This is a genomic window from Streptomyces lydicus, from assembly GCF_004125265.1.
In the GTDB taxonomy this organism is placed as follows: domain Bacteria; phylum Actinomycetota; class Actinomycetes; order Streptomycetales; family Streptomycetaceae; genus Streptomyces; species Streptomyces lydicus_C.
Genome location: NZ_RDTE01000003.1, coordinates 6,538,281 through 6,552,865 on the forward strand (window position 1 = coordinate 6,538,281; position 14,585 = coordinate 6,552,865).

Sequence of the window (14,585 nt, forward strand, 5' to 3'; positions counted from 1 at the left end):
CCGAACTCCGCGGCGCGGCAGGGGCCTTGGGGGCAGGCACGCCCGCCCCGGAACGCCGTGTGCGGACGGCCCCGTATGACCGGCGCATGCCTGTTCTGTCACAGCCGTTGTCATGAATCCCATGACCGGAACCCCGACCCGCCCCCGTGCCGTCCTCACTTCTAAGAAAGCGCATTACGGACCATCGCCTAGGGTCGGAGACCACAGGTCAGGTGCGGCGAGGCAACGCAGTGAGGACAGCTACATGGCGCAGGCATACATGACGGAGCCGGGACAGGGGCACAACCCCGGGCAGGCCGGTTCCCGGGCCGAACGCCTGCGGAACTGGTGGCGTCCCGAGGGCATGTGGCGGCGCGGCATCGTGCTCGCGGTACTCGCGGTCCTGGTGGGCCTGCTGATGATGCTGCACTCCCAGATCCCCAACACCGTGGGGAACCTGGGCAGTCTGCTGGAGACCTTCCTGCCGTGGCTGGGGCTGTGCATCCCGCTGCTGTTCGTCGTCGCGGTGCTGCGCCGCTCGGCGACCGCGCTGGTGGCGCTGGTGCTGCCGGCGTTCGCCTGGATCAGCCTCTTCGGCGGGCAGATCACCGACAAGTCCGGCAACGGCGGCAATCTCACGGTCGCCACCCACAACGTCAACGCCGAGAACCCCGACCCGGCGTCCACCGCCCGGGACATCGTGGCCTCCGACGCCGATGTGGTGGCCCTGGAGGAGCTGACCGGCGACGCCCTGCCCGTCTACCGGCAGGGGCTGGCGAAGGCGTATCCGTACCACACGGTCCAGGGCACCGTCGGGCTGTGGAGCAAGCGCCCGCTGTCCGAGGCGAAGCCGGTGGACCTCAAGATGGGCTGGACCCGCGCGCTGCGGGCCACCGTCACCGCCGCCGACGGCCAGAAGTTCGCCGTCTACGTCGCGCATCTGCCGTCGGTACGGGTCAAGGTCGCGGCGGGCTTCACCGCCAATCAGCGAGACGGCAGCGCCGCGGCGCTCGGCAAGGCGATCTCCGCCGACCCGGAGAAGAAGGTCGTGCTGCTCGGCGACCTCAACGGCACCATGAACGACCGCTCGCTGGCCCCGGTCACCTCCCAGATGCGCTCCGCCCAGGGCGCGGCGGGCGACGGCTTCGGCTTCACCTGGCCGGCCGCGTTCCCGATGGCCCGGATCGACCAGATCATGATGAAGGGGATGGACCCGGTCAAGGCCTGGGTGATGCCCGAGACCGGCAGCGACCACCTTCCGGTCGCGGCGACGGTGAAGATCTGAGCGGCGTGCCGGTGCACCGGCGAACGGGATCCGGAGCGGGCTGCCGAACGGGATCCGGAGCGGGCTGCTGAGAATGACCGGGGTGGGGCGCAGGCGGTGATCGCGGCGGGCTGCCGACGGGGATCCGACGCGGGTTCGTCACGCCCCGTTCCCCCGCTGGAATACTGCGCCTGAGAGGCTTTGTTCCGTAAGAGAACTTAAGTGCTCACGGTCCGTGCGCCGCGTGCCCGCCGCACGCACAACCCCGAAAGGTCCTTCATGCCCTTGGCTCTGCTCGCCCTCGCGGTCTCAGCTTTCGGCATCGGCACCACGGAATTCGTGATGATGGGCCTGCTGCCCGACGTCGCGGACGATCTGGGCACCTCCGTGCCCACCGCCGGCTACCTCGTCTCCGCCTACGCCCTCGGCGTCGTCATCGGCGCCCCGCTCCTGACCGCCCTCGGCTCCCGTATCCCGCGCAAGCGGATGCTGGTGGGCCTGATGGCGGTCTTCACGGTCGGCAACCTCGCCTCCGCCCTGGCCCCCACCTTCGGGCTGCTGATCGCCGGCCGGGTGCTGGCCGGGCTCCCGCACGGTGCGTTCTTCGGCGTCGGCGCGGTGGTCGCCGCCCGGCTGGTGCGCGAGGGCCGCCAGGCCCGGGCGGTCGCCACGATGTTCCTCGGCCTGACCGTCGCCAACATCATCGGCGTCCCGGCGGCGACCCTGCTGGGCCAGCAGCTCGGCTGGCGCGCCACCTTCCTCGTCGTGGCCGCCATCGGGCTGGCCGCCATGGCCGCCCTGGCCCGGCTGATCCCCCCGCTGCCGGCCGAGGAGTACACCGGCCTCGGCAGCGAACTGCGGGCGCTCGGCAACCGCCAGGTGCTGCTCGGCCTGCTCACCACCGTCTTCGGCTTCGCCGGGATCTTCGCCGTCTACAGCTACCTCGCGTCGATGATGACCGAGGTCACCGGCTTCGCCGCGGGCTCGGTGCCGCTGGTCCTCGCCCTCTTCGGCATCGGGATGACCCTCGGTGCGCTCGCCGCGGGCCCGCTCACCGACCGGGCCCTGCGCCCGACCCTCTACGGTTCGCTGGCCGCCCTGGCCCTCGCCCTGACGGCCTTCCACTTCACCGCCGAGGTGAAGTGGGCGGCGCTGGTGACGGTCGTCCTCATCGGCGCGGTCGGCTTCCTGACCACCACACCCCTGCAGATGCTGGTCATGAACAAGGCCCAGCAGGCGCCGACGCTGGCCGCCGCCTCCAACCAGTCCGCCTTCAACCTCGCCAACGCCGGCGGTGCCTGGGTCGGCGGCCTGGCCCTGACGGCGGGCTGGGGCTGGACCTCCCCGACGCTGGTCGGCGCGGTGCTGGCCGCCCTGGGCCTGGCCGTCGCCGTCGTGGCCGGTCTCCTGGACCACGGTGCCCACGACTCCTCCCGGATCGTGGCCCGCAGCGGAGCCGGCCACGGTGGCAAGACCCTCAGCACCGCGACCCGCAGCACCGAGATCCGCAGCGGCGAAACCCGCGGCGGCGAGACGGAGTCCGGGCCGACCGCGGGTGCGCCGGTCGCCGCCGAGGGCCACCTCGGCTGACCGCCCACGGCCGACCGCCGGGCCGGACATTGCGCCGGGCCGGACATCCCGCCCGACCGGGCGGACTCGCCTCCCGGAAGCCGGGGCCCCGTCAGCTCCCCTCCCGCCAGTGGTTGGTGATGGGCAGCCGCCGGTCCTTGCCGAAGCCCTTCGCGGAGATCTTGGGGCCGGGCGGGTACTGGCGGCGCTTGTACTCGGCGTGGTCGACCATCCGCAGGACCCGCGTCACCAGGGCCTCGTCGAAGCCCTGGGCGACGATCTCCTCCCGGCCGCGGTCGTGGTCGACGTAGAGCTCCAGGATGCGGTCCAGGATGTCGTAGTCGGGCAGCGAGTCGGTGTCGACCTGGCCGGGGCGCAGCTCGGCGCTCGGAGGCTTGGTGAGGGTGTTCTCCGGGATCGGCGGGATCCGGCCGCGGTCGGCGGCGGCCTGGTTGCGCCAGCGGGCCAACTGGTAGACGACCGACTTGTAGACGTCCTTGATCGGGCCGTAACCGCCCACCGAATCGCCGTAGAGGGTCGAATAGCCGCAGGCCAGCTCGGACTTGTTGCCGGGGGCGAGGACCAGGTGGCCCTCCTGGTTGGAGAGGGCCATCAAGGTGGTGCCCCGCAGCCGTGACTGCAGATTCTCCTCGGCCAGCCCGGTCAGCGGCAGCGCCGCCATATAGGCGTCGAACATCGGGCCGATCGGCACCGTACGGAAGGCCAGGCCCGTACGGCTCGCGAGTTCGGCGGCGTCGCTGAGGGAGTGCTCCGACGAGTAGCGGGAGGGCATCGCCACGGCGTGCACATGCTCCGCCCCCAGGGCGTCGCAGGCGAGCGTGGCGACCAGCGCCGAGTCGATGCCGCCGGACAGGCCGAGCACCACACTGCCGAAGCCGTTCTTGGCGGCATAGGCGCGCAGGCCGACGACCAGCGCGGTGTAGATCTCCTCCAGATCCGTGAGGCGTTCGGCCTCGCCGCCGGGCGTCTCGGGCGGGTAGGGCGGCAGCGGGTCGGGCGACAGGACGCGGTGGTCGACGCGCAGCCCGTCGTCCAGCACGCCCGACGGGGGCACCGGCGCCGCGGCGGGCAGGTCCAGGTCGACCAGCACACAGCCCTCCGCGAACTGCGGTGCCCGCGCGATCACCGTGCCCTCCTTGTCGACGACGATCGAGTCGCCGTCGAAGACCAGCTCGTCCTGCCCGCCGATCATCGCCAGATAGGCGGTGGTGCAGCCGGCCTCCCGGGCCCGCCTGCGGACCAGCTCCAGCCGGGTGTCGTCCTTGTCCCGCTCGTAGGGCGAGGCGTTGACCGACACCAGGAGCCCGGCGCCCGCGCTGCGCGCCGCCGGCACCCGTCCGCCGTCCTGCCACAGGTCCTCGCAGATGGCGAGCGCGACATCCACCCCGTGCACCCGCACGACGGGCAGCGTGTCGCCGGGGACGAAGTAGCGGAACTCGTCGAAGACGCCGTAGTTGGGAAGGTGGTGCTTGGCGAAGGCCAGCGCGACCTCGCCGCGGTACAGCACGGCGGCGGCGTTCTGCGGGGCGCCCGCGGGCCGGCCGTAGCGCGGCTTCGCCTGTGCGCCGCGGTCGAGATAGCCGACGATCACCGGGAGGTCACCCATGCCCTGCGACGCCAGCCGGCCGGCCAGCGTCCGCAGCGCCTCGCGGCTCGCCTCGACGAACGAGGGGCGCAGCGCCAGGTCCTCGACGGGATAGCCGGTCAGCGCCATCTCGGGGAAGGCGACGAGGTGCGCGCCCTGGTCGGCGGCGTGCCGGGTCCAGCGCAGGATCGTCTCGGCGTTCCGGTCGAGGGCGCCGACACAGCTGTCGGTCTGGTTGAGGGCGAGACGAAGTTGAGGCACCTCGCCAGTGTAATCGTCTTTCTGACGCAATGGGGGGTGGGGAAAGGACGGAGCCGCCCTTCCCTCACCCTCCGGGGCCGCGGCTTCCCTTACTGCCTGTGCTTCTTGCGGTAGCCGAGGATCGTCATCATCCCGGACTCCGAGTGGTAGATGTTGTGGCAGTGGACCATCCACAGACCGGGGTTGTCGGCGTGGAAATCGACGTCCACCCTGCGGCCGGGCAGCAGGATCGTGGTGTCCTTGCGGGGCCCGCCGTTGGGCAGGTTGAAGGTGTGCCCGTGCAGATGCATGGGGTGCCACATCCTGGTGTGGTTGCGGAAGATGATCCGGACCCGCTCACCGGCCTCGACGGGATACCGCTGCGAGGGCGTGTACGGGCTCCCGTTGATCGCCCAGTCGTACTTCTCCATGGTCCCGGTGAGGGTCATCTCGATGGTGCGGTCGGGGCGGCGCGACAGGGACCGCACCGACTCGGCCGCGCTGAGCCGGTCCGCCGTCATGATCCTGCCGTACAGGCTCCTGGGCCGGGCGGACGGGCCGGGCGCCTCGCCGCCCCCGGTGCGCAGCAGGCCCAGCGCGGAGCGCCCCTTGCCCTCGGCGAGCACGGTGAGCGGGAAGACGCCGTCCCCGGCCGTGACCAGGACGTCGTAGCGCTCGGCCATCCCGATGAGCAGCGCATCGGTCTCGGCGTGCTCGACGGGCAGGCCGTCGGTGTGCGTCACGGTCATCCGGTGGTCGCCGAGTGCGACGCGATAGGCGGTCTCGCTGCCCGCGTTGATGAAGCGGATCCGGATGCGGTCGCCGGGCTTGGCGCGGAAGGTCCGCGGGTCACGGGAGGTGCGGCCGTTGACGAGGTGGTAGGGGTGGTCCACGTCCCCCGCGTCATGGCCGAGCAGCCTGCTCCGGGCGCCCTTGAGCATCCGCGACGGGCCGTCGGAGGGGACGACCGCGCCGCGGGCTGCGCGGCCGCTGCTCCGCGGGTGGCCCATCTCCGTCTCGCCGTGGCTCATGGGCCCGCGGTCCACGCCCCCGTGCAACTGCTTGAGCACGTCTTCGGGTGTGCTGCCGTCGACCCCGTCGACCCAGTCGTCCAGCAGGACGATCCACTCCTTGTCGTAGGAGAGCGCTTCCCTGGGGTCGTCGACGATCAGGGGCGCGTACAGCCCGCGGTCCAGCTGGAGACCGGAGTGCGGATGCACCCAGTGGGTGCCGGGGGTGGTGACCGCGAAGTGGTAGTCGAACGTGCCGCCTGGCCGGATGGAGCGCTGGGTCACCCCGGGGACGCCGTCCATGTCGTTGCGCACCGTCAGCCCGTGCCAGTGCAGCGTCGTGGACTGCGGAAGGTGGTTGGTGAGGGTCAGCGCGATCCGGTCGCCCGCGTCCACGCGCATGATCTTGCCGGGCAGCGCATCGCTGTACGCCCAGGTCTCGACGGTACGGCCGCCCAGGTCGAACCGGCTGATCCCGGCGGTCAGCGCGAAGCGGCGCAACGGGCCCGCACCCCGCCTGCGCTCGGCCTCGGCGACCTCCGGGCCGTGCGGGGACACATAGCCGGACGGGGGGCGGCCGTCCGGAGCGGTGGACGGGGCCATGCCGTTCATTCCGTCCATACCGGAGTGCGGGCCGGAGCCGGTCCTGCCGGTGGCGCAGGCGGGCAGCAGGCCGCTGCCGGCGGCGGCGAGACCTGCGCCGAGCAGGGCGCGGCGGGAGTGCGTACGCATGGGAGAAACACCTCGAGACGATGTCGGTGGTGATCTGGGCGGGGTGAGGGCACTGCCGCGGGCTCCGGTGGGCGTCGGCGGCGGGGCGTGCTCCTGCACGCGCGGTACCGACGGTCAGGCGGGGAGTGTGGGGCGCGGCGGCCCGGATATCACGGGGTGCCGGGACGTCCGGAGGGTGACGAGGCCAGCAGGCACCGCGGTGAACAGCAGCAACCGGCCGTACCACGCGGCGGTCTTGCCCTGTTCCTGCATCGCGGACCTCTCGACGGACGGCGGACCGGCGGACGCGGGAGGAGGTCCGCTTGCCGCAATCTACCCCCGAGGGGTATGGGTCTCGCGGTGGCCCGCCGAACGGAGTGCCGTCGCGCCGTCCGGAGGGTGAGCGGAGCCGCGTCAGGACGCGGCGGCATCGTCCACCGGGCGGAGGAGGGCGAGGCCGTCCGCCGAGCGGGGGAAGGCCGCGCTCAGCGGGCCGACAGCAGACCGCTGAGCTGCGGCACCTGTTCCCGCTCCGCGGCCTCCAGCGCCAGCCAGGACCCGTCGGGGAAGGCGATGTCCACCCGGTAGGTGTGGCGCGCGGGATGCGGCTCGGGCCGCAGGGCGAACCGCCCGCGGGGCACCTCGCCGAGCAGTTGCGCCGCCTCCCGCTCCGGCAGCGCGGGATGGCTCAGCAGCAGCAGCCGCTGGTCGGTGCGGGCGAGTGCGAGCCGGTACTCGTCATAGCCGAGGATGTCGTCGGCGCCCGTCCGGGTGGTGACCACGAACCACCCGGCGGCGCTGTCCCAGCCGCCTTCCCAGGTCCGGCCGCGGAAGATCCGGCGGATCCCGTACCAGGTGTGGTGGGCGCCCCGCTCCAGCAGGCCGGCCGGAAGCGAACACACCCACATGACGGCGGAGACGGGCAGGAAGATCCGCCCCCACCCCTTGAAGCGGGCCCTCTCCTCGGCCTCCGGCTTCGGCCGCCGGCAGCGCTTCGGGATGCGGTCGGGCACCAGCGGGTCGAGCTTCACCGGCAGGGCGCCGTACAGCACCTCCCCGGGCCGCAGATGAGCCGAGCTGTGTGCGAGGAGCCAGGCATCCTGCTCCGGGACGACGGGGGTGGGGTGCATGTCCGTCATTCTCCTTGCCCCGGCGCTCATCCGAAGGTGTCCTCGATGCTGCCCTTGGGGACGTGGTAGGGCTTCGGCTCCTTCGGACCGTCGCCGCTCAGAGCCTCCTTGCCGAAGTGCTCGGCCGCTTGTGTGGCGGGCCCCGCGAAATCCCCGGTGAGGCCGGTGACGGAGCCGATGAGCGGCTTCGAGCCGTGGCCGGCGATCTGGCCGGTCACGAGGTGGTGGGCCCACCAGTCCCTGGTGCGGTAGGCGCCCTCGCCGAAGGCGCCGCCCGACTTGCGCAGGGCGCCGGCGGCCACGCGTGCCTCCTTGAACGCCGCCCAGGACTTCTTCCCGGCCTTGAACTTCTTGACGGCTTCCATCAGTTTGCGAAGCGTCGTGGCCAGTTTGGCGGAGACCCGCTCCACCCGGCCCAGGAAGACGGCCACCTCCGCCTCCGCCACCAGCCCGTCCACCACCGTGGCCAGCCCGAGCGTCAGGATGTCGGTGACCACCATCGCGGCCAGTGTCACCGCCGCCCACTCGATCGCCTCACGGATGATCTCGACGATGGCGTCCTCGGCGAACTTGGACTCCGCGGCGGCCTGACTGAGGATGTGCGCCGTCTCGCCCATCTCCTTGGCCGTGCCGTCGATCGCCTCGACGATCTTGCCCATACCGCGCCCGAAGCCGTCCGAGGCATCGCCCGCCCAGCTGTCGGGCAGCGGGCGGGCGGCCTGCCGGAGTCCGTCCGCCACCTTGTGCAGTGCCGCGGCCTGTGCGCGCCACTCCTGAGCGGCGGCGGTGAGCTGCGTCGGCATGCCGGTGACCTCTTCGAGCTTGTCCATCAGCCCGACCTTGTCCAGGAACCACCGGATGGCGTCGTCGAGCCCGGCATCGATGCCGTGCTCCTCGTTCTGGTGGATCTCCGGGATGTCCGGGAGCTTCTCGATCTCCCTGTTGACCCAGGCGTAGGCGTCGGTGACCGTCATACCGGCATGCTCCCGCCGCCCGCGCCGAAGCCGTCCCGGGTGGCGTACTCGTTGGCGACGTAGTGTCCGGCCGTCGCCCGCAGGCTCTCCACAGCCCCCACCAGCAACTCCGCGATGTCATGGAGATCCTGCCGTGCCGCACTCGCATGCTCGTTGTACGCCGCGTGCAGCTCATCGGACTCGGGCAGCTTGCCGAAGGCCCCCGCGGGAATCTCCACGTGTTCCAGCAGCCGCGCGATACGCGGCACCTCTTCGTGCTGACGTTCCGTGCCGGACGCGCAGCTGAATATCGCGTCCGGATCGGTCTGGAAGCCCTGCCCCATGTCCCCGTCTCCCCGTTGTTCCGGGCCGTTCACTGTCCGGAGCCACCCTAGGAAGGGCAGGGAACGGAGCCTTCAACACCGGGTCAACGACCGCCCAGGCCCGCTTCAAGACTCCGCCAAGCCCCCCGTTTGCCCCCGTCCGCTGCGCTGAGCCCGCTCGCCGCGGGAAGGATGCGGGGTGAGGGTTGGGGTGAGGGTTACGGGACGGCGGTTCTGCTTCAGGCCAAGGGTGCGTAATGTGACGGTAACCCCCTCACGTGATACTGGTGTGCCACGTCGCGTGATCCGGCGCGTGTGGACAGGCCGATTGACCTGCAAGGATTGGTGACCCATGGACAAGCAGCAGGAGTTTGTGCTCCGAACGCTCGAGGAGCGCGACATCCGCTTCGTACGGCTGTGGTTCACCGATGTCCTCGGTTTCCTCAAGTCCGTGGCGGTGGCTCCCGCGGAGCTGGAGCAGGCCTTCGACGAAGGCATCGGCTTCGACGGCTCGGCCATCGAGGGGTTCGCCCGGGTGTACGAGTCCGACATGATCGCCAAGCCGGACCCCGGCACCTTCCAGATCCTGCCCTGGCGCGCCGAGGCCCCCGGCACCGCCCGGATGTTCTGCGACATCCTGATGCCGGACGGCTCCCCCTCCTACGCCGACCCGCGCTATGTCCTCAAGCGCATCCTGGCCAAGACCTCCGACCTCGGGTTCACCTTCTACACCCACCCGGAGATCGAGTTCTTCCTGCTCAAGGACAAGCCCGTGGACGGCCAGCGGCCGACCCCCGGTGACTCCTCGGGCTACTTCGACCACACCCCGCAGAACGTCGGCATGGACTTCCGCCGCCAGGCGATCACGATGCTGGAGTCGATGGGCATCTCGGTGGAGTTCAGCCACCACGAGGGCGCCCCCGGCCAGCAGGAGATCGACCTGCGCTACGCCGACGCCCTCTCGACCGCCGACAACATCATGACGTTCCGGCTGGTCATGAAGCAGGTGGCCCTGGAGCAGGGCGTCCAGGCGACGTTCATGCCCAAGCCGTTCTCCGAATACCCGGGCTCGGGCATGCACACCCACCTCTCCCTCTTCGAGGGCGACCGCAACGCCTTCCACGAGTCCGGCTCCGAGTACCAGCTCTCCAAGGTCGGGCGCTCGTTCATCGCCGGACTGCTGCGGCACGCCGGGGAGATCTCCGCCGTCACCAACCAGTGGGTCAACTCCTACAAGCGCATCTGGGGCGGCGCCAACCGCACCGCGGGCGCCGGCGGCGAGGCCCCCTCGTACATCTGCTGGGGCCACAACAACCGCTCCGCCCTGATCCGCGTCCCGATGTACAAGCCAGGCAAGATGGGCTCCACCCGGGTCGAGGTCCGCTCCATCGACTCCGGCGCCAACCCCTACCTCACCTACGCGGTGCTGCTCGCGGCCGGCCTCAAGGGCATCGAGGAGGGCTACGAGCTGCCGGCCGGCGCCGATGACGACGTCTGGGCGCTGTCCGACTCCGAGCGCCGGGCGATGGGCATCGAGCCGCTGCCGCAGAACCTCGGCGAGGCCATCGAGCTGATGGAGCGCAGCGAACTCGTCGCCGAGACCCTCGGCGAGCACGTCTTCGACTTCTTCCTCCGCAACAAGAAACAGGAGTGGGAGGAGTACCGCTCCGAGGTCACCGCCTTCGAGCTGCGCAAGATGCTGCCCGTGCTCTGAGCCACCGCGCCACCGAGAGGCTGCACCCATGGCACTTCCCGCTCCGCAGGGCCGGCGGAGCAGCACCTACACCCGGCTGCTGAGGCACGGTTTCACCGACCCCTCGGCGGCCGGGGCGCTGCTGGACGCCCCCGAACTCGCCTCCGTACGTGATGACTCGGTGCTGCTCGAAGCCCTGGGCGCCACCGCCGACCCGGACCTGGCACTGCACAGCCTGGTCCGGCTGGTGGAGGCACAGGAAGCGGACGAGCAGCAGACGCTGCTGAGCACCATCGTGGCGGCGAAACCGCTGCGCGACCGGCTGCTGGGGGTGCTGGGCGCCTCCGAGGCGCTTGCCGACCATCTCGTCAGGCACCCCCGCGACTGGCAGTCGCTGGTCACCTACGAATCGGTCGACCTGCACCCCACCACCCCCGAGTTCGAGCTGGCGCTCGCCGAGGGCATCTGGGGCGGGCAGAACGCCGAACGGCCGCGCGCCGACGCGCTGCGCACCGCCTACCGCCGCTCCCTGCTGGGCATTGCCGCCCGCGATGTGTGCGGCACGACCGATGTCGCCGAGGCCGCGGCCGAGCTGGCGGACCTGGCCACCGCCACGGTCCGGGCCGCCCTGGAGGTCAGCTACGAGGAGGCGCCCGGCGACGCCGCGGTGTGCCGGCTGGCCGTCATCGGCATGGGCAAGTGCGGCGGCCGGGAGCTGAACTACGTCTCGGACGTCGATGTCATCTTCGTCGCCGAGGCCAAGGAGGGCGTGGACGAGGCCCAGGCGCTGCAGGCCGCGACCCGGCTCGCCGCCCGGATGATGCGCCTGTGCTCGGACAACACCGTCGAGGGCACCATCTGGCCGGTGGACGCCAACCTGCGCCCCGAGGGCCGCAACGGACCACTGGTGCGCACCCTGACCAGCCACCTCGCCTACTACCAGCGCTGGGCCAAGACCTGGGAGTTCCAGGCGCTGCTCAAGGCCCGCCCGATGGCCGGTGACCTGCAGCTCGGCCAGGAGTACGTGGACGCGCTGGCGCCGATGGTGTGGGAGGTCGCCGAGCGGGAGAACTTCGTCGCCGATGTGCGCCAGATGCGCCGCCGGGTCGTCGAGAACATCCCCGCGGCCCAGGTCGAGCGCGAACTCAAGCTCGGCCCCGGCGGCCTGCGCGACGTCGAATTCGCCGTCCAGCTCCTGCAGTTGGTGCACGGCCGCAGCGATGCCACGCTGCGCAGCGCCACCACCCTCGACGCCCTGGCGGCACTGGCCGCCGGCGGCTACGTCGGACGCCAGGACGCCGCGGCCCTGGACGCCGCCTACCGCTTCCTGCGCACGCTGGAGCACCGCATCCAGCTCTTCCGGATGCGCCGCACCCATCTGATGCCCGAGGACGAGGGCGAACAGCGGCGCCTGGCACGCTCGCTGGGCCTGCGGACCGAACCGGTCGACACCCTCCGCAAGGAGTGGAAGTGGCACGCCAGGGAAGTGCGCCGGCTGCACGAAAAGCTCTTCTACCGTCCGCTGCTCGATGCCGTCGCCACCCTGGAGCCCGGCGAGACCCGGCTCTCCGCCCGGGCCGCAGGACACCGCCTCGAAGCGCTCGGCTACGCCGACCCGGTGGCCGCGCTGCGGCACCTGGAGGCACTGGCCTCCGGCGTGACCCGCAAGGCCGCCATCCAGCGCACCCTGCTGCCGGTGCTGCTGGCCTGGTTCGCCGACTCCGCCGACCCGGACGCCGGACTGCTCAACTTCCGCAAGGTCTCCGACGCCCTCGGCAAGACGCCCTGGTACCTGCGGCTGCTGCGCGACGAGGGCGCGGCCGCCGAAAACCTCGCCCGGGTGCTCTCCGCCGGCCGCCTCGCCCCCGACCTGCTGCTGCGCGCCCCCGAGGCGGTCGCGCTGCTCGGCGCCCCCGACGGGCTGCAGCCACGCGGCCGGGCCGCGCTGGAACAGGAGGTGCTGGCCGCCGTCGGCCGTGCGGACGGCGCGGAAGCGGCGGTCGCGGCGGCCCGCGGAGTGCGCCGCAGAGAGCTGTTCCGCACGGCCGCCGCGGACGTCATCGGCGCGTACGGCACCGAATTCAGCCCCGCGGACACCGACCACGGCCGCTCCGTCGACGCCGTCGGCTCCGCGGTCTCCGACCTCAACGCCGCCACCCTCGCCGGCGCCCTGCGCGCCGCGGTCCGCCAGCAGTGGGGCGACACCCTGCCCACCCGCTTCACGGTGATCGGCATGGGCCGCTTCGGCGGCCGCGAGCTGAGCTACGGCTCGGACGCCGACGTCCTCTTCGTCCACGAGCCGCGCGAGGGCGCCGACGAACAGGAGGCCGCCAAGGCCGCCCACGCCGTCGCCAACGAGATGCGCCGGCTGCTCGAACTCCCCTCCTCCGACCCGCCGTTGCCCATTGACGCCGACCTGCGCCCGGAGGGCAGGTCGGGCCCGCTGGTACGGACCCTCGCCTCGTACGCGGCCTACTACCGGCGCTGGTCGCTGGTGTGGGAGTCGCAGGCCCTGCTGCGCGCCGAACCGGTCGCGGGCGACGCCGAACTGGGGGAGCGGTTCATCGAGCTGATCGACCCGCTGCGCTATCCGGCCGAGGGCCTGGGCGACGACGCGGTCCGCGAGATCCGCAAGCTCAAGGCCCGGATGGAGGCCGAGCGGCTGCCCCGCGGCGCCGACCCCACCACCCACGCCAAGCTCGGCCGCGGCGGCCTCAGCGACGTCGAATGGACGGTCCAACTCCTCCAGATGCAGCACGGCTGGGAAGTCCCCGGCCTGCGCACCACCCGCACCCGCGAGGCACTGGCGGCCGCCCACGCCGCCGGCTTGATCGGCACCGAGGACGCCCAGACCCTCGACGAGGCCTGGGTCCTCGCGGCCCGCGTACGCAACGCCGTCATGGTCGTCCGCGCCCGCCCCGGCGACACCTTCCCCGTCGACGGCCGCGAGTTGGCGGCCGTAGGACGCTACCTGGGCTACGAGGAAGGCCACATCGGCGAGATGATCGACGACTACCGCCGAGTGACGAGGCGGGCGCGGGGCGTCGTGGAACAGCTGTTTTACGGGGCGTAGCCATGGGGCTTTGCCTCGGGTCGTTTTTGGCTGTCCCGCCGCCAGGCGCAACGGCGAGCAACCCCCACGGCGGCAAAGCCAAGAACGTGGGACGTCAGCCAAGCGCAGCGGCTCGCGCAAGCCGGTGCGGTGCCGCCCCGTACCACACGCACGCCACCCCGAAGCCGAAGGCGAGGCACAGGACGCCCCCCATCGCGTCCAGCCAGAAGTGGTTGGCGGTGGAGACGATGACCAGGAGGGTCGTCGCGGGGTAGAGCAGGCCGAGAGTCTTGGCCCATCGGTGCCGAGCGAGGAGCGCGATGGTGAGGCCGCACCACAGGGACCAGCCGATGTGCATCGACGGCATCGCGGCGTACTGGTTGGACATCGAGGCCAGGTTGCCGGACGCCAGTGAGCCCCAGGTCCCGTGGTGGACGACGGTGTCGATGAAGCCGCCGTCCGGCATGAGCCGGGGTGGCGCCAACGGGTAGAAGTAGAAGCCGAGCAGGGCGATGCCGGTGGTGGCGAAGAGGGCCAGCCGGGCGGCGGCGTAGCGGCCGGGGTGCCGGCGGTAGAGCCAGACCAGCACGCCGATCGTCACGATGAAGTGCAGTGTCGCGTAGTAGTAGTTCATCGTGACGATCAGCCATGTCACGGAGTTCACGGCGTGGTTGACGGTGTGTTCGACGGCGATGCCGAGGGAGTGCTCCGCCTGCCAGATCCAGTCGGCGTTCCTCAGGGCCTTGGCCTTCTGCTCGGGCACCGCGTTGCGGATCAGCGAGTAGGTCCAGTAACTGACCGCGATCAGCAGGATCTCGAACCAGAGCCGGGGGGTGCGAGGAACGCGCAGACGGGCCATCCGCCTCTCGGGCACCGGGTGGTCCGCGCGTTCCCCCTTGGGTGGCGGGGTGGTCGGCAGGCCGTCCAGCGTCCTCGTATTCGCTTCACCCATAGTCAGACAGTCTGCCAGAAAGGGGCGTACCGGCGATCATCCTTCGGTCGGGTATTCGAAGCCGCATATCGGTCTCAAGAGGGACGCGCGACCCCCGCAATTC

The 14,585-nt window shown here is 71.5% G+C and carries 10 protein-coding genes; 4 read left to right on the forward strand and 6 right to left on the reverse strand.

All coding sequences use genetic code 11. From position 1 onward, the window contains the following. Positions 1–259 precede the first annotated feature (259 nt). Together D9V36_RS31340 and D9V36_RS31345 are read left to right on the forward strand one after the other, a co-directional pair. A complete protein-coding gene (locus D9V36_RS31340) occupies positions 260–1,264 on the forward strand; it encodes an endonuclease/exonuclease/phosphatase family protein (protein WP_431357766.1) in 1,005 nt (334 codons plus the stop codon). A gap of 258 nt (positions 1,265–1,522) precedes the next feature. Next, the gene (locus D9V36_RS31345; protein ID WP_241721123.1) at positions 1,523–2,833 is read left to right on the forward strand and encodes an MFS transporter; all 1,311 of its coding nucleotides are present in this window, start codon (positions 1,523–1,525) and stop codon (positions 2,831–2,833) included. Positions 2,834–2,924: 91 nt separating this feature from the next. Here the strand turns inward: D9V36_RS31345 and D9V36_RS31350 are convergent, their stop codons facing one another. The 5 genes from D9V36_RS31350 to D9V36_RS31370 all read right to left on the reverse strand — a co-directional run bounded on the left by D9V36_RS31350 (position 2,925) and on the right by D9V36_RS31370 (position 8,806). Beyond that, complete coding sequence (locus tag D9V36_RS31350) at positions 2,925–4,679, reverse strand: NAD+ synthase (protein ID WP_129296727.1); 1,755 nt, start codon at positions 4,677–4,679, stop codon at positions 2,925–2,927. A gap of 89 nt (positions 4,680–4,768) precedes the next feature. Next, positions 4,769–6,400 carry a multicopper oxidase family protein gene (locus D9V36_RS31355; RefSeq protein ID WP_129296728.1) on the reverse strand — a complete coding sequence of 544 codons (1,632 nt, stop codon included), beginning with the start codon at positions 6,398–6,400 and terminating at the stop codon, positions 4,769–4,771. Positions 6,401–6,864: 464 nt separating this feature from the next. After that, entirely contained in the window at positions 6,865–7,509 is a 645-nt protein-coding gene (locus D9V36_RS31360) for a hypothetical protein (protein ID WP_129296729.1), read from the reverse strand. A 26-nt stretch (positions 7,510–7,535) separates the two neighbouring features. Beyond that, positions 7,536–8,483, reverse strand: coding sequence for a WXG100 family type VII secretion target (locus D9V36_RS31365; protein WP_129296730.1), 948 nt, complete (start codon positions 8,481–8,483; stop codon positions 7,536–7,538). After that, entirely contained in the window at positions 8,480–8,806 is a 327-nt protein-coding gene (locus D9V36_RS31370; protein ID WP_129296731.1) for a hypothetical protein, read from the reverse strand. The genes D9V36_RS31365 and D9V36_RS31370 overlap by 4 nt, the downstream gene beginning before the upstream one ends. A 331-nt stretch (positions 8,807–9,137) precedes the next feature. On the opposite strand from D9V36_RS31370, the gene glnA reads away from it, so the two are divergent. Both glnA and D9V36_RS31380 read left to right on the forward strand, forming a co-directional pair. Continuing rightward, positions 9,138–10,499: a type I glutamate--ammonia ligase gene (glnA, locus tag D9V36_RS31375; RefSeq protein WP_018090204.1), complete on the forward strand. Its 1,362-nt coding sequence runs from the start codon at positions 9,138–9,140 to the stop codon at positions 10,497–10,499. A 28-nt stretch (positions 10,500–10,527) separates the two neighbouring features. Beyond that, positions 10,528–13,551, forward strand: a complete 3,024-nt coding sequence (locus D9V36_RS31380; RefSeq protein ID WP_129296732.1) for a bifunctional [glutamine synthetase] adenylyltransferase/[glutamine synthetase]-adenylyl-L-tyrosine phosphorylase — start codon at positions 10,528–10,530, stop codon at positions 13,549–13,551. A 94-nt stretch (positions 13,552–13,645) separates the two neighbouring features. Here D9V36_RS31380 and D9V36_RS31385 read toward each other — a convergent pair whose 3' ends face one another. Next, positions 13,646–14,482, reverse strand: coding sequence for a phosphatase PAP2 family protein (locus D9V36_RS31385; RefSeq protein ID WP_129296733.1), 837 nt, complete (start codon positions 14,480–14,482; stop codon positions 13,646–13,648). Positions 14,483–14,585: the final 103 nt, after the last annotated feature.

What these genes read in the sequence shown, in the direction of transcription:
- D9V36_RS31340 (WP_431357766.1), top strand. Translation starts at nt 260, where the DNA reads ATGACGGAGCCGGGACAGGGGCACAACCCCGGGCAGGCCGGTTCCCGG.
- D9V36_RS31345 (WP_241721123.1), top strand. Translation starts at nt 1,523, where the DNA reads ATGCCCTTGGCTCTGCTCGCCCTCGCGGTCTCAGCTTTCGGCATCGGC.
- D9V36_RS31355 (WP_129296728.1), bottom strand. Translation starts at nt 6,400, where the DNA reads ATGCGTACGCACTCCCGCCGCGCCCTGCTCGGCGCAGGTCTCGCCGCC.
- D9V36_RS31360 (WP_129296729.1), bottom strand. Translation starts at nt 7,509, where the DNA reads ATGCACCCCACCCCCGTCGTCCCGGAGCAGGATGCCTGGCTCCTCGCA.
- D9V36_RS31365 (WP_129296730.1), bottom strand. Translation starts at nt 8,483, where the DNA reads ATGACGGTCACCGACGCCTACGCCTGGGTCAACAGGGAGATCGAGAAG.
- D9V36_RS31370 (WP_129296731.1), bottom strand. Translation starts at nt 8,806, where the DNA reads ATGGGGCAGGGCTTCCAGACCGATCCGGACGCGATATTCAGCTGCGCG.
- glnA (WP_018090204.1), top strand. Translation starts at nt 9,138, where the DNA reads ATGGACAAGCAGCAGGAGTTTGTGCTCCGAACGCTCGAGGAGCGCGAC.
- D9V36_RS31380 (WP_129296732.1), top strand. Translation starts at nt 10,528, where the DNA reads ATGGCACTTCCCGCTCCGCAGGGCCGGCGGAGCAGCACCTACACCCGG.
- D9V36_RS31385 (WP_129296733.1), bottom strand. Translation starts at nt 14,482, where the DNA reads ATGGGTGAAGCGAATACGAGGACGCTGGACGGCCTGCCGACCACCCCG.